17 protein-coding genes and 1 tRNA gene are annotated in these 21,836 nt (G+C 57.4%); 2 read left to right on the top strand and 16 right to left on the bottom strand.

The features are described from left to right. The 3 genes from QZ196_RS14370 to QZ196_RS14360 all read right to left on the bottom strand — a co-directional run. Nucleotides 1–1,601: hypothetical protein (locus QZ196_RS14370; protein WP_296427598.1), on the bottom strand; the 1,601-nt coding region annotated here is incomplete at its 3' end. A 161-nt stretch (nt 1,602–1,762) separates the two neighbouring features. Next, nucleotides 1,763–1,837, bottom strand: a tRNA-Asn gene (locus QZ196_RS14365). A gap of 79 nt (nt 1,838–1,916) precedes the next feature. Then, nucleotides 1,917–2,834: an MBL fold metallo-hydrolase gene (locus QZ196_RS14360; protein WP_296427596.1), complete on the bottom strand. Its 918-nt coding sequence runs from the start codon at nt 2,832–2,834 to the stop codon at nt 1,917–1,919. A gap of 44 nt (nt 2,835–2,878) precedes the next feature. On the opposite strand from QZ196_RS14360, the gene QZ196_RS14355 reads away from it, so the two are divergent. After that, on the top strand, nt 2,879–4,195 hold the full coding sequence (locus QZ196_RS14355) for an ATP-binding protein (protein WP_296427594.1): 1,317 nt from the start codon (nt 2,879–2,881) through the stop codon (nt 4,193–4,195). Here the strand turns inward: QZ196_RS14355 and QZ196_RS14350 are convergent. From QZ196_RS14350 to gabT, 11 genes are all read right to left on the bottom strand, one after another. Further along, a complete protein-coding gene (locus tag QZ196_RS14350; protein ID WP_296427592.1) occupies nt 4,192–5,016 on the bottom strand; it encodes a 3-keto-5-aminohexanoate cleavage protein in 825 nt (274 codons plus the stop codon). The genes QZ196_RS14355 and QZ196_RS14350 overlap by 4 nt on opposite strands. 10 nt (nt 5,017–5,026) lie before the next feature. Beyond that, the gene (locus tag QZ196_RS14345) at nt 5,027–6,352 is read right to left on the bottom strand and encodes an aspartate aminotransferase family protein (protein WP_296427590.1); all 1,326 of its coding nucleotides are present in this window, start codon (nt 6,350–6,352) and stop codon (nt 5,027–5,029) included. A gap of 9 nt (nt 6,353–6,361) precedes the next feature. Next, nucleotides 6,362–7,333: a C45 family peptidase gene (locus QZ196_RS14340; protein WP_296427588.1), complete on the bottom strand. Its 972-nt coding sequence runs from the start codon at nt 7,331–7,333 to the stop codon at nt 6,362–6,364. A 9-nt stretch (nt 7,334–7,342) separates the two neighbouring features. After that, on the bottom strand, nt 7,343–8,800 hold the full coding sequence (locus QZ196_RS14335; RefSeq protein WP_296427586.1) for a biotin carboxylase: 1,458 nt from the start codon (nt 8,798–8,800) through the stop codon (nt 7,343–7,345). 16 nt (nt 8,801–8,816) lie between these two features. After that, nucleotides 8,817–11,558, bottom strand: a complete 2,742-nt coding sequence (locus QZ196_RS14330) for an aminotransferase class I/II-fold pyridoxal phosphate-dependent enzyme (protein ID WP_296427584.1) — start codon at nt 11,556–11,558, stop codon at nt 8,817–8,819. A 163-nt stretch (nt 11,559–11,721) separates the two neighbouring features. Further along, the gene (locus tag QZ196_RS14325) at nt 11,722–12,834 is read right to left on the bottom strand and encodes a carbon-nitrogen hydrolase family protein (RefSeq protein WP_296427582.1); all 1,113 of its coding nucleotides are present in this window, start codon (nt 12,832–12,834) and stop codon (nt 11,722–11,724) included. A gap of 67 nt (nt 12,835–12,901) precedes the next feature. Then, on the bottom strand, nt 12,902–13,333 hold the full coding sequence (locus QZ196_RS14320; RefSeq protein ID WP_296427580.1) for a universal stress protein: 432 nt from the start codon (nt 13,331–13,333) through the stop codon (nt 12,902–12,904). Nucleotides 13,334–13,343: 10 nt separating this feature from the next. Further along, a complete protein-coding gene (locus QZ196_RS14315; RefSeq protein ID WP_366510983.1) occupies nt 13,344–15,581 on the bottom strand; it encodes a TRAP transporter permease in 2,238 nt (745 codons plus the stop codon). Between the two features lie 6 nt (nt 15,582–15,587). Next, on the bottom strand, nt 15,588–16,115 hold the full coding sequence (locus tag QZ196_RS17610) for a hypothetical protein (protein ID WP_366510982.1): 528 nt from the start codon (nt 16,113–16,115) through the stop codon (nt 15,588–15,590). A 110-nt stretch (nt 16,116–16,225) separates the two neighbouring features. Continuing rightward, nucleotides 16,226–17,182, bottom strand: a complete 957-nt coding sequence (locus QZ196_RS14310) for a TAXI family TRAP transporter solute-binding subunit (RefSeq protein WP_296427600.1) — start codon at nt 17,180–17,182, stop codon at nt 16,226–16,228. 642 nt (nt 17,183–17,824) lie between these two features. After that, a complete protein-coding gene (gene gabT / locus QZ196_RS14305) occupies nt 17,825–19,210 on the bottom strand; it encodes a 4-aminobutyrate--2-oxoglutarate transaminase (protein ID WP_296427578.1) in 1,386 nt (461 codons plus the stop codon). 231 nt (nt 19,211–19,441) lie between these two features. Between gabT and QZ196_RS14300 the strand changes: the two genes are divergently transcribed. Further along, nucleotides 19,442–19,996: a cupin domain-containing protein gene (locus QZ196_RS14300; RefSeq protein WP_296427577.1), complete on the top strand. Its 555-nt coding sequence runs from the start codon at nt 19,442–19,444 to the stop codon at nt 19,994–19,996. Here QZ196_RS14300 and QZ196_RS14295 read toward each other — a convergent pair. Further along, entirely contained in the window at nt 19,993–21,090 is a 1,098-nt protein-coding gene (locus QZ196_RS14295) for an FAD-dependent oxidoreductase (protein WP_296427574.1), read from the bottom strand. The genes QZ196_RS14300 and QZ196_RS14295 overlap by 4 nt on opposite strands. A gap of 72 nt (nt 21,091–21,162) precedes the next feature. Next, nucleotides 21,163–21,552, bottom strand: a complete 390-nt coding sequence (locus QZ196_RS14290; RefSeq protein ID WP_296427573.1) for a carboxymuconolactone decarboxylase family protein — start codon at nt 21,550–21,552, stop codon at nt 21,163–21,165. Between the last annotated feature and the right edge of the window lie 284 nt (nt 21,553–21,836).

The following is a 21,836-nucleotide window of genomic DNA, read 5'->3' as shown; positions in this document are numbered from 1 at the left end:
TTGAGGCGACGCTCGTCATGGGGGCGGATATCAAATCCATAGTGTCCTTGCGCCGACACAATGCCATCTGAAGTCAAACCAGCAATCTCTTCCATCCTGCCACCTGTGTACGCGACGATAAGTGGAACGAAATAGAGACCGTCTTTCTCGATTTCTGTACCTTCTTCGTGTCGGCGATCAGCACTCCTGCAACCTTTCCAGACCGTGTGTTGAAACAGCTTTTTTACTTCATCTGGCTTGAAGGCATTCCGCTTCTTTCTGGCGCGCGTTTTTTCCGGGCGTCGAACCAACTTTGTATCAATTGTTGGATCAACAGGGCTGTGATCCAATGACTTCGCGTGCTTTAAAACAGCGCCAATCATCTCGATATGCGCATTGTAGGTTGAGGCAGACCTTCCAAGTTTTTCATCGGGCATGCCGTCTGCCTTGGCGTTGATCTGTTTGAGGTTAAGTTCGGCATCCTTGTGCGATCGATTAAAGTTGAGTGGCACATTTTCAAGCTTCTGTTCGAAGACACGAAGGTGATGTTGCTCGATTTCTGTAACAGTTTGCACATTTGCCAGCAGACAAAAGAGCTTGATCTTGGAGCGCCGTCCATCGGCTGTTTTTTTGTCAATCCTGCCTGCGGCCATGGCGACCTTGATTGACCGTTCACAGGCGCCGGCAATATCAATCCCGAACGGTTCGTCATTGCTTCCACGGTGCAGTTCTTCGTCACAAGCTGCTGCGGCGGCAAACTGTGTGTTCAGCGCTAAGATGGTCAAGGGTTCAGTGATGAGTTCTACGCCGGGAGTTAGAACAGGCGCAGGTGTCTTTTCTGCAGTAATTGGCGGCCATAAGTCACTTTGAGGATTCAGATCTTGCGCGTGTGGGCGAGATATTGTGCGGACGCTACAGTCAAGAAGATCATTATCAGACAGCAAAGAGGTGACCTGATGTTGCGCGTTCAGTTTCTTGGACATGTCTCGGAATGCGTTGCTGCGCTGGATGCGCTGATCATCTATCGTGTCCAGTGATGTGATCTTGGAATGCAAATAGATTTCCAAAATTTGGGCATGATGTTCGAACGAACCCGTTGTGAAACCCGTTGTTTCGAAAAACTCCCGCGCCAGTTGGGTCTTCAGGGCAGGGGACAACGCAAGATCTGCTTCTGCGCGGTATGCCAGCATGACATCTTTAAGCTCATCTTCCGTCCAATCCGGGCGAATGCGATAATGGGGAAACGTTTTTTGGATGCCGTCTCGCAGCAGAGTTTCGAGCGCAAGCCTTTGAGCCTCTAAGTTGCTTGGGTTTGTCCTACTCACACGTCCGGACATGCGCTCCATTCTGTGCTGGCGGCGCAAGTCCGAGATCGCGTGTTGAAGGCGCACACTCATGTAGCGTGCGATCAGATTTTCTGGCAACTCGTCCAGCGCGTATAAAAAGGTATCCAGCATATCGTCGAATTCCATGGTCAGCTTCAATAACCATGTACGCGCAAATGCTTCACTTTTCGTCCCCAAGGACAACAAAAGTGGTGAGATAACTGTGGAAAACCCTGGAATTCGGCGTCTGAAGTAGAAAATTCCGTCCTTTTCGAACAGATATTTTTGATGTCTCATCTTTCGTCCTCAAGTTGGGGACGATCATCTGTGAAAATGCATGGCGAGGCGGCTTTGTGTAACCATTTGTGTAACCTCATGTGCAACTTTTGCACATATCAGCCGAAAACCATCGGAGCTAAATACTAAGCTCTAATGTTTTCAATGACTTGCCATGAAAATGGCTCCGACGGTAGGGATCGAACCTACGACCAATTGATTAACAGTCAACTGCTCTACCGCTGAGCTACGTCGGAACACTTGGGGCCGTATAGCAATGGGATTCCATGACGTCCAGAGGATTTTGCACAGATTTCTGCATTCATTTCGTCTGGCTTACGCGGGCGCGGGCAGCCTGAACTGCGCGGTCAATCCAAGTGTCGGATCTGCTTTAACCACCCCGCGTTGGTGCAGCTCAATCAGATGCGCAAATACGTTGCGCTCAGCCGCCGGCATCAAGCTGGGTGCTATATCGACATAGATCGCGCGTGTCAGGGCCGGGATCGTCTCAGAGGTCGCCGAGAGCGCGGCAATGATCTGGGATTCGCGGGTATTGCGATGGGCGATCAGCCAATGCAGCCGGGCTGCCGGATCATGTATTGGCGCACCGTGACCGGGATAAAAGACCCGCCCGCCGATCATCTCCAGCCGCGCACATGACCGCATGAAATCGCCCAGATCGCCGTCGGGCGGGGACACCAGCGAACTGGCCCAACCCATGACATGATCCCCGGTGAACACGATGTCATTCCAACAAAAACAAAGGTGATTGCCGATATGTCCGGGGGTGTGCAGCGCGGTAAGCTGCCAGTCTGCGCCGATGATCTGCGCGCCATCGGCCAGGACGACATCGGGTGCGAACGCCTGATCCATCCCTTCGCCGCCCCCGGTCAAACCTTGATCGGCAAGCGCCCGCATGACGTCACTGCGGCCGGCATTGCTGTCGCCAAAGGCGTAGATTGGCGCGCCCGTTGCCGCCGCGAGCGGGCGCGCGAGGGGCGAATGATCCAGATGACTGTGCGTGAGCAGGATATGACTGACGTGCCGACCCGCAATCGCGGCCATGAGCGCGGCAAGATGTGCGGGGTCGTCCGGGCCGGGGTCAATCACGGCCAGCGTCTGGTGGCCCACAAGATATGTGTTTGTGCCAAGACAGGTCATCGGTGACGGGTTCGGGGCCAGCACAAGCGTCACGCCGGGCGCCAGTCTGAGAGGCGCACCGGGCTGTGGTGCAAATTCTGGTACTTGCGGCATTATCGTGGCTTTCCGTTCGGTGCGGCGGCAGTTAGCGTGCGGATATGTTTTTTCGTTGGCTCAAGAACTATCTGCCGCGCGGTCTTTATGGCCGGGCCGCGCTTATTCTGATCCTGCCGGTGCTGACACTGCAATTGCTGGTCTCTGTGGTGTTTATTCAACGCCACTTTGATGGGGTGACGCGCCTGATGACAAGTGCCGTCAACATTGAATTGCGATTTCTTGTTGAAACGGTGAACACCGCCGCTGATCTTGATGCGGGAAAGGTGGCGCTGTCCCGGCTTGACGCACCGCTGGAAATTCTGACCACGCTGCCTGCTGAAACAGGTGTGGCGGATGTGAAACCATGGACCGATCTGACCGGCAGGGTCGTGATTGAGACGTTGCGCAATGGTGTTGCCGATGTGCAGGCGGTGTCGCTGGCGGACCGTCGGCGCGTTGGTGTCTGGGTTGATACGGTACATGGCCCGCTCCGCATGGACTTTAGCCGCACGCGGGTATCGGCGTCCAATCCACATCAGCTGTTGGTGATCATGTTGGTCATGGGGGTGATCATGACGACGATCGCCTATTTCTTTCTGCGCAATCAGCTGCGCCCCATCAAACGGATGGCGGCTGCGGCGGCAGATTACGGAAAGGGGCGGGTGACCCAATTCACACCGACGGGCGCCGTCGAAGTCCGTGCGGCGGGCATGGCGTTTCTGGACATGCGCAACAGATTGGAACGCCAGACCCAAAGCCGGACGATGATGCTGTCAGGGGTCAGCCATGATCTGCGCACGCCGCTGACGCGCCTGCGGTTGGGTCTGTCACTGCTTGACGATAGCGAGGTGGAACCGTTGCTGCGCGATGTCGACGACATGCAGCATCTGCTTGACGCATTCCTTGATTTTGCACGCAGCGATGCCGGTGACAGTCTGGAACCGACAGTGCCACAGGACCTGGTTCATGCCGTGTTGGCGGACGCTGAACGGATGGGGCAGCCTGTGTATCTGGGTGAAATGGTGGGTGCGACAGAGCAGGTCAGCCTGCGGCCACTGGCCATTCGCCGGGCTCTTGAAAATCTGGTCGGAAATGCGCTGCGCTATGGCACCCGGGCCGAGATCGGCGTCAGCGTCACCGAACGCGCGGTGCGGTTTTGCGTCGAAGACGACGGGCCGGGTATTCCGCCCGCGCAACGTGAAGACGCGATCAGCCCCTTTGTCAGGCTTGATCCCGCGCGCAATCAGGACAAAGGCAGCGGTGTGGGCCTGGGCCTGTCGATCGTGGCTGATATTGCGCGGACCCATGGTGGAGTGCTGCGGTTGGGCGACAGCACGCGCCTTGGCGGTTTAAAGGCCGAACTGGTTTTGGCGCGCTAGGCCAGCCCCAGAATTTCGCGGGCCTGCGCGGCGGTCGCAATGGGCCGGTCATATTGCGCGCAAAGCCCGACAGCCCGTTCGACCAACGCCGCATTCGATGGTGCCAGCGTATCCTTGTCCCAGCGCACATTATCCTCGAGCCCGGTGCGCGTATGGCCACCTGCGGCAATGGCCCATTCGTTCAGTGTGATCTGATCACGCCCGATGCCTGCGGCACACCACTGCGCGTCGGGTGCAAGCCGATTGACGGTTTTAACATAGTAATCAAAGACATCGCGGTCGACTGGCATCGCATTTTTCACACCCATGACAAATTGAATGTAAAGCTGGCCGGGAAGGCGGCCATCGCGGTTCATCGCGACGGCCTGATGGATGTGCGACAGGTCAAAGGCCTCGATTTCGGGTTTCACGTCGTATTTGCGCATTTCTGCTGCCAGATAATCCACCAAATCCGGTGGGTTCTCGTAGACGCGGCTGGGGAAATTGTTTGATCCCACTGCCAGCGACGCCATATCGGGCCGCAATGACAACATGTCACCGCGCTCAGTCCCGGCACCGGACCGGCCGCCGGTGGAAAACTGGATGATCATGCCGGGGCAGTGTTTTTCTAGGCCCTCTTTCAGACGTGCGAATTTTTCCGGGTCAGACGATGGCGTCTCATCGTCGTTTCGCACATGGGCGTGGCAGATCGCCGCCCCGGCTTCAAACGCGGCATGGGTGGATTCGACCTGTTCCGTGATCGTGATCGGCACGGCGGGGTTGTCTTTTTTGCGTGGAACAGAGCCGGTGATGGCGACGCAGATAATGCAAGGTGTACTCATGATCAGGACCTTAGGATTGGAGGGCGACTTCAATCGCGCCAGAGAGTTTGCCGACCAGTTCGTCGATCTGGTCATCGCTGATGATAAAGGGCGGGGCAAGCAGGACGTGATCGCCGTGTTGCCCATCAATTGTGCCGCTCATCGGATAGCAGATCAGGCCCGCGTCAAACGCGGCAGCTTTGATCCGGGCGGCGATGCGCCGGGACGGGGCAAAGGGCGCCTTGGTCTCGCGGTCCGCGACCAGTTCGATGCCTTGAAACAGGCCACGACCGCGCAAATCACCCACATGCGGGTGCTGGCCGAATGTGGTTTGCAACGCGGCCATCAGCTTGGCTCCCTGTGTCTGGACACGCGGGATCAACTGGCGTTCGTTCAGGGCCGTCAGTACCGCAACGCCGGCGGCGGCGGCGGTCGGATGGCCCAGATATGTATGGCCATGCTGGAAGAAACCGGTGCCGTCTTCAATGGTCTGATAAATGGCGCGGCTGCACAACATCGCACCAATCGGCTGATACCCCGCACCCAACCCCTTGGCGATGCACATGATATCAGGTGCGACGCCGTCTTGTTCACATGCAAACATGGTGCCCGTGCGGCCCATGCCACACATCACCTCGTCCAAGATCAGCAAGATCCCGTATTGATCACATATTTCACGGATGCGTTTGAAATAGCCGGGGGCAGGGGGCACGGCACCGGCTGTGGCACCGACAACGGGTTCCGCAGCAAAGGCCATGACGGTTTCGGGGCCAACGCGCAGCAATTCCTCCTCGAGCAGGTTGGCGGCGCGTATGCCGTATTCCTGTGGCGTTTCATCATCACGCTTCAGGCGGTAGGCATAGCACGGATCAATATGGCTCATCTCGATAAGAAGCGGCCCGAACTGGGCGCGGCGCCATGCGTTGCCGCCCGCAGACAGCGCGCCCATCGTATTGCCGTGGTAGCTTTGTTTGCGGGCGATGATCCGGCCACGCCCCGGTTCGCCCTTTTCGACAAAATACTGCCGCGCAAGCTTCAGGGCAGATTCCATCGCCTCTGATCCGCCGGACACCAGATAAACGCGGTCCAGATCACCGGGGGCCTGCGCGATCAGCATGTCGGCCAAGGTTTCAGCCGGTTCCGAGGTGAAAAAGCCCGTATGTGCATAGGCCAGTTGATCAAGCTGCGCTTTTACCGCGTCGATCACGGACCGGTCGCCATGTCCCAAACATGACACCGCGGCACCACCAGACGCATCAAGATAACGTTTGCCACTTGCATCAACCAGATAGCATCCCTCGCCCGATACGGCGACGGGCGGCAAATTTTTGGTATGGCGTGGGAAAATATGTGACATGTCGGTCTCCTATGCGGCGCCGGGAATTTGGACTTTGCGCTGGCTTTCGTGAAAGACGTCAAACGACATTGGCCAGACGGTGCCGGGCCAGCGCAGTTCCATCTGGCCCAGACGCGGGCGATAGACGGCGGTGTAAAGTGTCCCAAATCCCGCATTGAACGCCGTCGAATAAAGCGGTGGTTTGAGAAAGGCGTTGATAAACTTTTCCTCTGGATCGCGGTGCAGCCTCAGACGCTGCAACAAGAACCGTTCACGCTCTACCGTGGCGGTAAAGCGGGCGTGGCTGATCCACTCGACATTCTCCTGATGATTGGTCGCCACCGCAGCATGGGTGATAATCGCCGGGCGATCGGGCGACAGCATCGCCGTCAGATAGCGGCGTTTGGCGTCCAGCACGGTGATGTTATAGCTCATATGCGTCGGAATACGGGCGAGCACCTTGCTGGCCTCTTCGGTCGTCGTGCAGGTCTGCAAAACATAGCGCAGGATCAGCGGCACGCCAAAGCCCGTGCCAACAACGCGCCTGCCGCCGAACGTGAGCGAGATGGCCAGCCCGGCATCATTCATGCCATCGACCATCCCCCACAGCCCGTCGGACGTGCCGATCACGCGACGCCCCTGCCACGCGGTTTTCAGGATCAGACTGTCAAAAGCGTTCGTGCTATAGTCGTAGTTGCGCACCAGCACGGGTTCCTTGCCGGTCCAGATCGCCTGACTGCACCCCGACAGATACGCAGGCGGGCAATAAAAGCTCAGGAAACGTGCGGCAAGATCGCCGCCACCGGCCAGTTCGCACAGTTCTTCGTACAGCGGAACGATTTCCGGCATATGTTCCTTGAGCGCGCGACGGCATTGCGCATAGGTCGGGCGCGCCGCCTCGCCGTCTTTGAGCCACCAGCGTTTGTAGTTGGGCCAATATTCGGCGAAAAGCCCAGCCCATTTCGGGCCGGGCTGATCTTCGCTGAGGGCGCGCCAAAGCATCGTTCTTCCTTACATAATCTTGAACGCCGGATCGGCCAGAACGGGTTCGGCATGGGCCACGGGCAATGGTTTGCCTGCGACTGTTTGCTTGATCCCGTGAATCCACTTTTTCGCGCGTTCATTCAGTTGGAAGCTTTTGGTCATGGACCGGCCACGGGTCACAAGAATGCCGATATCGGCGCCTTCATACCGGTAATCGCCGGGCTGCAGGATACGCAGAAAGAACGCTTCATTCTCGCTTTCGACTGCGCGGCGGTGATAGTCGAACCTGTCAAACACGACGCGGCCATCTTCCAGCATCTTGTAGATCCCGGTTTCGGGCGCGGACGTACAGATATCGACGGTATCGTCGGTATGCTTGATTACCATTTGCGACCAGCTGTCGATCATCTCGGGGTTGGCCCAACGATTGTTCAACTCGGTCGTGTCCAGATGGAATTTCTTTTTCGAGAATTCAAGCAGGTGAAACAGGAACAACGGCGCATCCGCATGGGCGAACGCGGCGTGGTTCGTCATGGAAGACGCGCCCGTGATCCGCGGGTTCAGCTCGCCCAACCAAAGGTCGCCGGTTTTCCGGTCAATCAGAAAATCCAGCTCGAAATAGCCGCGATACCCTTCTTTGCGTAGTTGCTCACCGAATTTAAAGGTCAATTCACGGGCCTTTTGCCGGACTTTTGGCGGAAATGCGGTGGACAGGATTTCATTGCCACACCAGCCGCCGCGATACGGGGTCAATTCCTTGAAGCCGACAAGTTCGGTCATCAAGGGGCCGACGATCGTGCCTTCCTTGGTCGCGCATGCCTCGATTGCGGAACCGCGGCAATCAATCCGCTTCATGATCTTGATCTCGCCTTCGCCGACGATCTCGTGCTCGTGACGACGGAAATCTGCCTCTGACTTGATAAAGAACGTGGTGTGGCCGCTGTCACCAAAGGCAGACTGCAGCACCAGATCGTGCCCGATCCCCGCCTTTTCGCAGGTCTTTTTCAGGTCGTCGTACGATTTCACCTCTGCAAGCACGTTGGGCACCGACGGCACACCGGCTTTGTTGCCAATCCGCACAGTTTCGATCTTGTTGTCCATCCTGGTGCGCAACTTGGCCTTTGGGAACCAAATGTCACCACCGAGTTCCTTTGCCAGCCGCTCGGTCTCGGCATCGAACATCAGGAACACAAACTTGGGCTTGCCGCCACGCCGTTTGATAAAGTCGATGACTTCCTTGTGCTGCAGCAGATAGTTATTGATGTCTTCAATCGACTGAAACTCTGCATGCGGCTGCTCGGTCGGGCAAAACACGTTGGGGTGCTTGCCGCCATAACAATCGATATAGCAGATATATTTAAAGTTTTTGACCCATTCATCAAGGCCAAGCAGGTTGAAGTTGGTCGCAGAGACGAAATAGATAGGGTCCTCGTTGCGATGAAAGAACCGCCGGATTTCGGAGATATTTTTTAGCACGGTTGGCATTATATAGAATCCTTTTCTATTCGGCTGCAGTCTTGATTGGCGTGATCCGGGGGACGCTGGCCAACGCCTCTGCGGTAAAGACCCGCAGACCCAGATCGGAACGATAGCCATGGATTTCATTCACATCGAGCGCGCGCATAAACGCGAGAATTTCGTGGCTGATCACCTGACCAGGGACCAAAATCGGGAACCCTGGCGGATAGGGAATGATGAACGAGGCCGAAACAACCTCTTGGCCGCTGTCCATCACCTCTTTCAAAGAACCGTCAAGTTCCAGATAGTCGCAGTTTTTCTCATCATAGCTAAGGTAATAGGCGGTCCGAATATCGCCTTCGGGTGTCACATTGTCTGGCCGGAATGCATCGTGAAAGCGGCTGAAATCTGGCAGCGGCGGGTAGTTTTCCGTCAGGTTTTTCACGCGCCGGTCAAATGACAGCCTTTCCATTTTTGACGCATCATCCAACAGCTCGTCCAGCTCATTGGCAATTTTGACCAATACTTCGATCAGATAGGCGACCGATGATCGCGTGGTGCCGATGTTTGTCATGAACAAAACGGTATTGCGCGATGTCTTGTTGATCTGGATGCCAAAGCGATCCATCAAAATATCGGTTTTGAACGTGTCACCGTCCCAGCCGGTGCCGCCCACGGCCAATGTCACGCGGGTTGCATCCAGAACGAAATCATCCTGTTCCCAGCAGTCCCACATGTCGGTCCAGCCCTGTTCGTTATCGTAATAGCTGGTGACGCCGCTTTGGCGGTATTCTTCGGGGATCATGTCGCCCGCGGTCAGGACCTTGAAGTATTTTTGCAGCAAAGGGTGACTGCTGATCGCGCGGCGCATCGACATGGCGGCTTCGACCTGCCGCTGCACGAATTCAAATCCCTCCAGCTCGACCTGACGGCGCCCCACATCCAGCGATGCGATGATCTGATAGTTGGGCGACGTCGATGTGTGCGTCATATAGGCTTCGTGAAAGCTTTGTTCGACTTCGCCTTTGAAATCCTGATCGTTGACATGGATCATCGACCCCTGTCGCAGGGACGTCAGCGTTTTATGCGTCGATTGTGTCGCGTAGACGCGGACGCGGGCGGTTGGCGGGGCGATCAGCCGCGTCTTGAGCCAGGTTTCATCCGGCGCATCCTTCAGCTTTTTCTGCTGCTTTTTATAGGCTTCGGCATGATCTTCGGTCCGCAGACGCTTGCGCAGGTTATTGGCGGTCCGCATCGCCGTACGCTGTCGGTACGTCGGGCTGAAGCGTGCAAAGGCAAACCATGCCTCGTCCCACAGGAACACCAGATCGGGCTTGATCGCCAGACATTCCTCCATGACGCGATCGACGTTATAGACCAGACCATCGAAGGTGCAGTTGGTCAAAAGCAACATGCGCACGCGATGCAGTTTCCCAGCCGCCTTGAGGGCCAGCAGATGTTCCTTGATCTCGCGCAGCGGAACGGCACCATACATGGAATATTCATTCAGCGGATAGCTGTCGAGATACACAACCTCGGCTCCGGCCAGCACCATGCCATAGTGATGGGACTTGTGGCAATCGCGGTCGACAAGAACAATATCACCCGGCCTGACAAGGGCTTGCACGACGATCTTGTTGCAGGTTGATGTGCCGTTTGTGGCAAAGAACGTCTGTTTTGAACCAAACGCGCGGCTTGCCAGCTCTTGTGCCTCTTTGATCGGTCCGTGCGGTTCAAGCAGCGAATCCAGCCCGCCGGAGGTCGCAGAGGTTTCGGCAAGAAAGATATTAGGGCCGTAAAAGGCGCCCATGTCCTGAATCCAATGCGACCGGGTGATTGATTTGCCCCGGCTGATCGGCATGGCATGAAAAACACCCGTCGGCTGTTTTGAATATTCGACCAGTGCGGTGAAGAACGGCGTCTTGTTACGGGCCGCAACACCGCGCAGGATGTTCAGGTGCAGCTCCATAAAGTCTTCTTGGTTGTAAAATACCCGGCGGCAAATCCCCAGATCCATACCGGCGATGTCTTCGACCGACCGTTCCGTCACAAGATAGGCGTCAAGCTCTGGCCGCACCCGCGATATCAGACGACACAGCTCCGGTCCGTAGTCTTCGGGCGACATCTGGTCAAAGGTATCGGACTTGCCGGCGCGGTTGAGGTATTTCGTCAGGATTTCATTGTCGAGCTTGGACTTCAGGATCAGTCCGGGGCGGACAACAATGGCCTGAATGTTATGGTTGAAAAGCACCGCGATCAACGCATCTTCGAGGCTTGGAACCACGACCGCCTCGTAGATAAAGGCGTCTTCGGTCCGGCGCATATTGAGGACATTGCCCTTCAGCCAGCGCTCTTGCTGGTCACTGACGCTATCGACGATCAACACCTCGAAGTAGGGTTTTGTCAGCGCGCGGGCTTCGGGCGACAACAGCGCCTCGTCGTCGTGTTCTTCCAGATCGGCGCTATCACGCTGCAGCGGGATATGGCGGCGGCGATAGGCCCCCGTGGTCAATGCGCGGGTGATGCGATGCGTCGCAAATGACAGATCTTCAAAGCTGTTGTGGGCAAACTGGCGACGCAGATGATCAAAGGCCGACATGCCGGGGAAGGCCCAATAGGGTTCGATCAACGCAAGCGAATCAAAAAGCTCTTCTGCGCGTGCCCGCAGATGCGCCGGTAGTTTGGTCGGCGCCTCGCGGGCAAGGGCGGCCGTGACTTCGCGCAGCGCGCTCCAGCGGTCCGACCGCAGCTGTATCGCCGAATAATAGTCGCTTACAGATTCCATCGGTCGTTCTCCTTAGGTCGGCTTCGACACGATGCATAGGTGCCGCCCCATTGGCGGCCCCGCGTTGTGATCAGCCTATTTCGTTGCCTTATAGGCTTTGATGCCCACGTCGCGTGGCGACGCCTGATCAAGCCTAGGGTGATGCAGCCGTTTCCTCAATTGGTTATTCTTCTGATCCCGTAAGAACACTGGGTCTTACCGGAGGGTTCGGCAAAGCGGCTAAATCAACAGCCTCTTGCGCCGCTGTCGTCGCGTCCGGCACAGGCGTTGCCGTCCCAGCCGTTGGGTTCGGCAAAGGTTCGGCTGCAAAGGCCGGCTGTGCTTTTGGGGTGTAGTTGGACCCGATGTCTGAACCTTTTGACAACTGAGGATACGGCACGCGCAGTTCAGGCGACTTCGTATCAAGACCTGCGGTCGTCCCTTTGTGCGGGGTCTCGAGCGGGCCCAGTGTCTTGAGGTATGCGTCTGTGCCGCTGGCGCGGTCATAGATGGAAAAGTCGGTGGCGCGGTCGCGGAAAGACTTCAGCACTTGGCCCAGCCCTTTCATACCCGTTTCACGCTGGCGGCGCACCATGTCGAGGTCGATCTCGATGGGGAACATATCCTCTTGGCCACCCGACTGGTGCAATACCATAGACGTCGGATCAACGACGCAGGATTTGCCGATACCCCCTGCACCCAAACCGTTCACGTCAATCACATAGCACTGGAACTGCACGGCCGTAGCGCGGGCAATGGCCAGTTCTGCGTCACGGTCTGTTGTGCCGGTCAGGACGGGGTGCAACAAAACTTCGACCCCCTGCGAGGTAAGCTGGCGCGTCGTTTCGGGGAACCATATATCATAACATATCGACAGGCCGAAACGGCCCACATCAGGTACGTCGAACACGCAGAAATCCGTTCCTGCTGCAACCCCGGCCTCGTAGGGGCGGAACGGGAACATTTTGGCATAGCGGCGGATGATCTCGCCCTGCGGATTGATCACGAAAGAGGTGTTATAGGTACGCCCATCCACAGGATCGGTGATAAACATCGAACCGGGGATCAGCCAAACGCCGTGTTTCACCGCAGCGGCCTGAAACCGCTCCAGCGTCTCGTTTTCCGGGGCCAAAGAGTATTGGTCCAAAGGTCCGAACGGTGCCAACTCTGAAAACAGCACCATTTGGGTCCATGGAAAGCGTATCATCAAAATATCAAGGCGCTGCAGCATCCCTTCAACATTTGATTCAAGCGCGTTAACATACATCTGCACGCCAGCAATGGCAAAAGGTGTCATTATTCTATCTCTCCGTGATTGCGAAGGGGCACCATCGGGGCGCCGTCCAGCTTCGCTTCGGCCCCTCTTACGCTCTCACCACCAGAACGGAAACTGGCGATCTGCGCACAACACGGTCTGCATTCGACCCGACAAGAAACTCGCGGACGCGGTCGGGTTTGTGCGAGGCCATGATCACAAGATCACATTTGGTGTCCTCAATCGCCTTAAGCACCTTTCTGTGGATCTTGCCAAAGGCCAGATGCTGCTTGACCGAAACGTCATCGGGTACGTTGTCCGTGACCAGTTGGTTCAGCGCCTTGTTTGCTGCGGCGATGGACTTTTCCTCAAAGTCTTCGGGGAAGAAACCCTCGACCAGCGGTGTGCCCATGTCGGGAACGACTGACATGATGTGCAGCTTACCCTTCGAGGCGCGCGCCAGTTCGATCGCTTGCGGCAGTGCCTTTTCCCAAGATGCCTTGGCGGTCAGGTCGATGGTGAGCAAGATCGTGTTGAACATTGTCTTCTCCTCAGGCCGCTGCGGTGCGGCGCGTGATGCGCGCATTGCGGCCGCGTTGCACGAATACGACCAGCGCCAGAAGCAGCAGCGCAGGCAGGAACATCAAATACTTGCTGGGTTGGCTGACGGGGCGCAGGACCCTCAGCACCTCTTGATCCCAACCCAGCCCTGCGGTTTCCGCCGCACTGCCATAGGTCACGTCATCAATAAACAAGATGCCACCTTCGTCGCGGAACAATAGCCCGGCATTTTCCAGCCGCTCTTCGCCGGTGGCACCTTCGGTGATCGGCACGACGGCGACAAATTCGATGGGATCCCCCAGATCGTTCAGGCCGGACACGCGCAGGCGCAAATCCTCGCCCAGCGGGGTTGCCATCGCGGCGGCCGCGATTTCGGTTGGGTTTTCTTCGCTATAGGGCGCCGACACCATGTCCATCCAGAACCCCGGACGGAACAGCGTGAAGGCAATCAACAGCAGCGCCACCGTTTCGTAGAACCGGTTCTTGGCCAGAAACCACCCTTGCGTTGCGGCCGCGAACAGCAGCATCGCTATTGTCGCAATGATGAACACAAAGACACCTTGCCCCCATGTGACATCAATCAGCAGCAATTCCGTGTTGAAGATAAACAAAAAGGGCAGGGCGGCGGTGCGCAGCGAATAGAAGAATGCAATGACACCGGTCTTGATCGGGTCGCCCCCGGACACGGCGGCAGCGGCAAAACTGGCTAGACCGACCGGCGGCGTCACATCGGCCATGATCCCAAAGTAAAACACAAACAGATGCACAGCGATCAGCGGCACGATCAATCCGTTTTGCTGGCCCAGCGTGACGATGACGGGGGCCAGCAGCGCGGATACCACGATGTAGTTTGCCGTCGTCGGCAGCCCCATGCCAAGGATCAGCGACAGGATCGCCGTCAGGAACAGAATGGCAAGAATGTTACCGCCCGAAAGCACTTCGACCACATCCGCCAGGGCAGACCCGACGCCGGTCTGGCTGACGGCACCGACGATGATACCGGCAGTTGCGGTGGCAATGCCGATTCCGATCATGTTGCGCGCGCCGGTTTCAAGCCCGTCTATCAAATCCGCGCCACCTTGTTTGATGGCCGTACCCAGCCCGCCCCGGCCACGCATGAGGGCCATCAGCGGACGCTGCGTCAGAAGGATAAACACCATATACGCGGTGGCCCAGAATGCCGACAGACCGGGTGACAGCCGATCGACCATCAACGCCCAGACCAGCACGACGACCGGTAGGATAAAGTGCAGACCCGACCGGATTGTCGGCCCCGGCAGCGGCAGCTTGGTGACGGGCGCATTTGGGTCATCCAGTTCAAGCGGCTCTTCTTTCGATGAAACATAAAGCAGGCCGACGTAAACAAGGCTGAGGAAGCCAAAGATGATATACCCGGCTGACTGCGGGAACGCCGGGCGGATCCACCCCATGCCGTAGTAGACGGCGAAAGAAAGCGCGCAAATGACTGCTATGGCAAAGGCGATGCCAATCAGGCGCTGCACGATGGGCTTGGGGGTATATGCGCGCGGCAGCCCCTCCATCCCAGCCTTCAGCGCCTCGAGGTGCACAATATAGACAAGTGCGATGTAGGAAATGACCGCAGGCAGGAACGCATGCTTGACCACATCGAAATACGGGATGCCGACGTATTCAACCATCAGGAATGCCGCAGCCCCCATCACAGGCGGCATGATCTGGCCGTTCACGGATGAGGCGACTTCGACAGCGCCCGCTTTTTCAGAACTGAACCCGACCTTTTTCATCAGCGGGATCGTAAAGGTGCCGGTCGTGACCACGTTGGCAATGGACGAGCCTGAAATCAGGCCGGTCATGGCCGACGACACGACGGCCGCCTTGGCAGGTCCGCCTTTCATGTGGCCCATCAGGCTGAACGCCACCTGAATGAAATAGTTGCCCGCACCCGCCCGGTCCAGCAGTGAGCCGAACAGCACAAAAAGGAACACAAAGGATGTCGACACGCCAAGTGCGATGCCAAACACGCCTTCAGTCGTGATCCACTGGTGGTTCACGATCTCGGACAGGCTGTTGCCTTTATGGGCAATGATGCTTGGCATATTGGGGCCAAGCACGGTGTAAACGAGGAAAACCGAGGCGACGATCATCAGTGCGGGACCAAGCGCGCGGCGCGTGGCCTCCAGCAGCAACATCAGACCGATGACCGCGACCACAAAATCCTGCAAGATCGGCGCACCAACACGGCCCGCGATTTCGCGTTAGAAAACAAATAGATATAGCGCGGCACAGGCACCAATGACGGCCATGGCCCATTCCCAAACCGGCACCCGGTCCTTGGGCGACCCAAGAACAACCGCGCCGACAACGGCCAGCGCGACAAGAGGTATCCACCATGTGACCGTGGACTCCTTGGCGCCGACCATAAAGAGAAAGGCCAGAACCACAGGTATGGTCACACCCAGACCAATCTGAAATTTCGAACGGGTTGCAGGGAAGGCTGCAAAGGCAAGGAAAATCGCAAAAGCCAGATGGATGGACCGACTTTCCGTATCGTTAAAGACACCCCAGCCGACGATAAAGGGGATAGGCGACGCGATCCAAAGCTGGAACAGCGACCAAGTCAGTGCGACGCAGGTGATGAAGATACCGATCGTGCCGGCGCCGCCGCGACCGCCCGTGTCCGATGATGCGACCAGCGCATCAAGTTCCGCCTGCGACAGCCCACCACGTCCGGCGGCCGCATTTTCAACGGCAGCAGCCTGCTGCTGGTTTGGATCATCGGTCATGGTATTTCCCCCTGCGCCCAGTTTTCCGGGCATCTGTCTGATTGGTCTTTTTGCCTGATGCGGCGGGTCAGGGCCCGCCACATCACAGATCAGTCATGAATGGCGCAGGATTACATCCAGCCACGCTCTTTGTAGTAACGCTCTGCACCGGGGTGCAGCGGGGCAGACAGACCGTCCCGGATCATGCCCTCTTCGGTCAGGTTTTCAAACGCAGGGTGCAGACGCTTGAAGCGATCAAAGTTGTCAAAGACAGCCTTGACGACCTGATAGACAACTTCGTCGTCGACATCTGCCGAGGTTACGAATGTCGCCTTGACGCCAAATGTATTGGTTACCTCTGGCGACCCTTCATACATGCCGCCGGGGATCGTCGCCGCAGCATAGTAGGGGTTCTCTGCAATCAGCTTGTCGATTTCCGGGCCTGTGACCGGGATCAGGATAGCATCGACAGTCGAAACGGCTTCCTGGATCGACCCGTTGGGGTGGCCAACGATATAGATGATCGCATCGACCTTGTTATCGCCAAGGGCGGCGGCCTGTTCGGCGGGCTTCAACTCAGAGGCCAGAGCAAAGTCGTCCATGGTCCAGCCAAGTGCATCCATGGCAACTTGCATCGTGGCGTATTGGCCCGAACCGGGGTTGCCGATGTTGACGCGCTTGCCTTTGAGATCGGCAAAAGTGGCAATGCCGGCGTCTGCGCGGGCGATCACGGTGAATGGTTCACCATGGACCGAGAAAACAGCGCGTTCGTTCGCGAACTGATTGCCTTCAAACTCGGACGTGCCGTTGTAGGCGTGGTACTGCCAGTCGGACTGGGCCACGCCCATATCCATGTCACCGGCCATGATTGCATTGATGTTTGCGATCGACCCGCCCGTGGATGGTGCCGTGCATTTCAGGTTGGTTTCTGCCGTAGTGCGGTTGACCAGACGGCAAATCGACTGACCGACAACAAAATAAACGCCGGTTTGGCCGCCGGTGCCTATTGTAATGAATTGTTCCTGCGCCGAACTTGCAGTGCCGGCCAGCATGGCCCCTGCGATCGCAAGAGACTTAAATACTTTTATGGTTCTCTCCCAGTTGGTGAAGATTGATGCGCCTTCGTTGTCGAAGGTCAATGATGTGCCGCGCTGTCCGAAGACGCTGCAGGTCACCGTAGTTTGTCGCGTGGATTGTATTCCTGCAACCAAAATCATGTGGCCGAGGCTAATAATGTTTATTATTCTGATCAAGCGGCATCATTGCTGCGATGCTCGGCAATGATGGTTCTGTCGAAGATGATATCGGGCGGAGCGGGCAGTGTTCCGCTGTGAATATGCGGTCTTGAATATTGATATTGTCCATAAATTCCGATGTCGGATACCGCTTGAAGCGCTGGATTGGCACCGTGACGAGCATGGCCCGTTGCCATGGGGCGTGCAACCCGCGAAAGCACATGCAGGGTGCCGAATCACAGGCCGAACCGCACCGCCCACACCTTGATGACCCGCGTCATGGCCGGTGCCGATACCGCAAAACGGATCATGCCACCGACACACGTGATTGGCATTTGTCATCTCGAGGGATCGGCAGTCGCGTTTAATATATCCACCAGACTGCAGCGATATATTCGCGCAAAAAACGGACCATCCGGCCCGACATTTGAACCCGGCATTTGAATGGCAAGGAGGCGGGTGCGTGACCCGCCTCCTTGCATGTTATCAATTGGGTTAACCGCGCAGTTCGACGACTGCGGCGGCCAATGCCTCTTCGAAAATCGCCAGACCTTCGTCGATGATCTCGTCCGAGGCGGTCAGCGGCACCATGATCCGCAGCGCGTTGCCGTGCATGCCGCAACCCAGCAGAATCAAGCCGCGCTTCAATGCATGCGCAACGACGGCTTTGGTCAGTGCGGTATCGGGTGCGATCGTCTCGAAGTCAGTGACAAATTCAACCGCCAACATGGCACCCAAACCGCGGATGTCCCACATCCGGTAGGGCGCGACGCGGGCACCTATATCGGCGAACTTGGTACGGAAATGCGCGCCAAGCGCGGTCGAACGGGCTAAAAGCCCTTCGTCTTCAATGGCTTGGATCGCAGCAAGCGCGGCAGCACAGGCGACAGGGTTACCACCGTATGTACCACCCAACCCGCCGGGGATCACCGCATCCATCACCTCGGCGCGGCCAATGACGCCGGCAATCGGATAGCCACCGGCCATTGATTTTGCCACAGTGATCAGGTCTGGAATCACCCCGGAATGTTCGATCGCAAACCATGTGCCAGTCCTGCCAAAGCCCGCCTGAATTTCGTCGGCGATCAGCATGATACCGTGCGTGTCGCAGATATCGCGCAGCGCTTGCATCATCTCGAATGGGACAGGTGTATAGCCGCCTTCGCCCAGCACCGGTTCGATGATGATGGCGGCAACGCGCTCTGGCTGGGCATCGGTCAGGAACAGATTCTGCAGACCGGTCAGCGCGTCCTGAACACTAATTCCGTCGCGGACGTTGGGGAACGGCGCCCGGTAGATGTCAGACGGAAACGGCCCCACGTCTTTTTTGTAGGGCGAAATTTTGCCTGTCATGCCCAGCGTCAGCAGCGTGCGGCCATGATAGCCACCCGTAAATGCGATGATACCCGGACGTCCTGTTGCCGCGCGCGCAATTTTTACCGCGTTTTCAACAGCTTCTGCACCGGTCGTGACCAACAGCGTTTTCTTCGCGTGATCGCCCGGGGCCAGTTCATTCAGCTTTTCAGCCAAAGCGATATAGGGCTCGTAGGGGACGACCTGAAAACTGGTGTGCGTATACAGGTCTTCCTGGGCTTTGGCGGCGGCCACAACGGCGGGGTGGCGATGGCCGGTATTCAACACCGCAATACCACCGGCGAAATCAATATACCGGTTGCCTTCGACGTCCCAAAGCTCCGAGTTCTCGGCCTTTTGGGCAAAGATTGGCGCGGCGGATGCCACACCGCGCGGCACGGCAGCTTCACGGCGGGCGATCAGGGCGGCATTTGTCTGCACGGCGGGCACAAACTCGGGGACGACCGCGATTTGTGGCTTGCTATGGGGCGTGGTCTTGCGCGACTGTTTTTTCACGGTGTTTGCCATTGTGGCGGTATCCTTTTCAAGATGAACACAGCGCCCTGTATTGGGGGGTGTTTAAAATTCTCATAATACGTTTAATTTACCTGTCAATATGGTTTCTGAATGTGTAGATTTTCGGCGGTTTTGGGCGGATCGGCTGTGGGATTTTTGCACAAGCGCGGGCTTCGCGTCTATGGTGCGCCCATGGCCTTGAAATGACGCAACTATCTCGCAGTTCGACAAAGGGATTATCGGGTGGATATCGGCAAAAAACTGCAAGAAGTGCGCAAATCGCGCGGATTGTCACAGCGTGAACTCGCCGCCCGGGCGGGGCTGACCAACGGCACAATTTCATTGATCGAGCAGAACAAGACCAGCCCATCGGTTGCGTCGCTCAAAAGCCTGCTGGATGCGATTCCCATGAGCATGGCCGAGTTCTTTGCCACCATCGAAGAATCCGGCGATCCAAAGTACTTTTATGCAGTCGGCGAATTCACCGAAATCTCGCCGCAGACGGGCGCTGGTGCGGTGTCGCTACGGCAGTTGGGCAATGCAACGACCCACAGCTTGCAGATCCTCGATGAATGCTACCCACCAAACGCGGACACCGGCCCCGAACTGCTAAGCCATGTTGGCGAAGAGGCCGGGATCGTCATTTCCGGGTGCATTGAAATTACGGTTGATCGTCAGGTCAAGGTGCTGGGCCCCGGCGATGGGTACTTGTTCGACAGCCGCTTGCCACACCGTTTCCGCAATCCAGGTGACGTGGCATGCAAGATCATCAGCGCCTGCACCCCACCTACGTTCTAGATCCCCAACTGTCCGCGCACGCGCATGGCCGTGGTTTCGCCCGCGACCAGCGCACCTTCGATCAGACCCGGACTGCGATCTGCGGTTTCCGATGCGGCAAGCCATAGCCGCTGTCCAAGCTGCCCTTCGCGCATCATGTCGGGGGTAATTTCGGGGTGCTTGGGTGGTCCGGCAAGGTCGGCCGCGCTGCAGATCAACGGGTCAACTGCCCAGTCCTTGACGGTGATTTGCAGCGGTGTCGCGGCCTGCGGACCAAAACATCGGACCAGTTGCGCAATGATCGCCTGACGCAGGCCGTCGGGGTCCGCTTGACGGGCTGCGGCATCCCATCCGACAAAGCCAAACAAGGCGCCGATTTTCCCCCAAGCGGGTGTATGATCATGTATTTCCACAAGGGGGCCGTCGCGGCTTGCCACGCGCCCGGAAAAACCGGCATCCCGCCAGAATGGTGTGGGATATAGCGCGACGACCTTGGCCTGCTGCGCCATCCATGTCGGGGTGTCGCGCATATGATCGCGCAGGGCCTGCGGCAGCCCGTCTATGGTGATCTGTTCGGCCGCCAGCCGAAGCGGCGCGGCAAGAATGACCTGTGGGGCCTGAAATACCGTATTGTCTGCCGTCGAAACGCGCAGATTGTGGCCTGCGGTTTCAATGACGCGCACCTGCGCTAAGGTGATGATGTGATCGGGGTCCAATCGTGCATGCAGTGCGCGCACAATGGCCGTCGGCCCATCGACCAACCTGACTATTCCGTCCTGTCCGGCCAGCCGTTGGCGGCGCGGCGGACCACCAAATCCGTCCAGAATGGCATCGCCGTCTTCATGCTGCGCAAACGGGACAAGCGCCAGACGCTCCATCCATTGGGCCACCACGGGCTGCCAGCGTGGCCAGACCCACGTCGGCCCCAAGTCACCCCAGACGTCGGATGGACCGTCACCGGGTACGTATTGGACGCGGCCACCAATCTGTGTCGCGCCTTCCAGGATCAGCACCCGCAGACCGGCATCTTGCAGGCAGACTGCCGCCGTCAGTCCTGCGATCCCGGCACCGACGACGATGACATCAGTTCCGGTCTTTGCGCTTATTCCATTCATTTTATTCTTCAGTTCCAAGTATATATCAAAATAGCAGACATACAGATCCGCTATCAGGCGTGTGACACCGCATTATATCAGCTCCGCCTCTTCCAGAACTTTGCGTGCGATCCGGAAACACTCAACAGCCTGAGGGACGCCGCAATAGATGCCGATCACATGGATGATGGCCCGCACTTCCGCGACGGTCACACCATTGTTCAGCGCACCACGAAGGTGCAATTCCCATTCATGCATCTTGCCCAAGGCACCGATCATCGACAGGTTCATCATCGACCGGGTCTTGGGGTCAATCACATCGTCACCCCACCCAAAGCCCCAGCACCAGGCGGTCATCGCCTCTTGAAAGGGGCGCGTAAACTCATCCGCCGCAGCAAGGTTCTTTTCCACATACTCAGCACCCAACGTCGCCTTGCGCTGCGCAAGCCCCTTGAGAAACAGGTCTTCGTCAAAGCTACTCATCTTTCCCTCACACTCTCATTATCCAAAGGCCCGCCGATTTCGTCTGCGGCACGTTCAGCCTGCATAGGACTTTGGTCTGCGATGGTCGAGTGGCGCAATGCGGGCAGGTGCCCGACAGCCGCGCCCATGGCGGCAACAGCAAAGCGCCCCGGCATCCGCGTCAAGTCATGCCGTCAGGTGTTCATCTGCGGTGAAATCGTCGTGCGCGTGCAGGATTGCGTGCGCAAATTGAAGTGGTCCTGCTTTTTAGGACAGGTTTGCGGCTTGTCTAAGATGCATCTGGT

Origin of the sequence: Yoonia sp., assembly GCF_017854565.1 — a bacterium.
Taxonomy (GTDB): domain Bacteria; phylum Pseudomonadota; class Alphaproteobacteria; order Rhodobacterales; family Rhodobacteraceae; genus Yoonia.
This window is presented reverse-complemented; position numbering and strand designations above follow the sequence as displayed.

Bases quoted from the DNA above. Each gene is read 5' to 3' on its own strand.
- QZ196_RS14360 (WP_296427596.1), bottom strand. From the start codon at position 2,834: ATGCCGCAAGTACCAGAATTTGCACCACAGCCCGGTGCGCCTCTCAGA.
- QZ196_RS14355 (WP_296427594.1), top strand. From the start codon at position 2,879: ATGTTTTTTCGTTGGCTCAAGAACTATCTGCCGCGCGGTCTTTATGGC.
- QZ196_RS14350 (WP_296427592.1), bottom strand. From the start codon at position 5,016: ATGAGTACACCTTGCATTATCTGCGTCGCCATCACCGGCTCTGTTCCA.
- QZ196_RS14345 (WP_296427590.1), bottom strand. From the start codon at position 6,352: ATGTCACATATTTTCCCACGCCATACCAAAAATTTGCCGCCCGTCGCC.
- QZ196_RS14340 (WP_296427588.1), bottom strand. From the start codon at position 7,333: ATGCTTTGGCGCGCCCTCAGCGAAGATCAGCCCGGCCCGAAATGGGCT.
- QZ196_RS14335 (WP_296427586.1), bottom strand. From the start codon at position 8,800: ATGCCAACCGTGCTAAAAAATATCTCCGAAATCCGGCGGTTCTTTCAT.
- QZ196_RS14330 (WP_296427584.1), bottom strand. From the start codon at position 11,558: ATGGAATCTGTAAGCGACTATTATTCGGCGATACAGCTGCGGTCGGAC.
- QZ196_RS14325 (WP_296427582.1), bottom strand. From the start codon at position 12,834: ATGACACCTTTTGCCATTGCTGGCGTGCAGATGTATGTTAACGCGCTT.
- QZ196_RS14320 (WP_296427580.1), bottom strand. From the start codon at position 13,333: ATGTTCAACACGATCTTGCTCACCATCGACCTGACCGCCAAGGCATCT.
- QZ196_RS17610 (WP_366510982.1), bottom strand. From the start codon at position 16,115: ATGACCGATGATCCAAACCAGCAGCAGGCTGCTGCCGTTGAAAATGCG.
- gabT (WP_296427578.1), bottom strand. From the start codon at position 19,210: ATGGCAAACACCGTGAAAAAACAGTCGCGCAAGACCACGCCCCATAGC.
- QZ196_RS14295 (WP_296427574.1), bottom strand. From the start codon at position 21,090: ATGAATGGAATAAGCGCAAAGACCGGAACTGATGTCATCGTCGTCGGT.
- QZ196_RS14290 (WP_296427573.1), bottom strand. From the start codon at position 21,552: ATGAGTAGCTTTGACGAAGACCTGTTTCTCAAGGGGCTTGCGCAGCGC.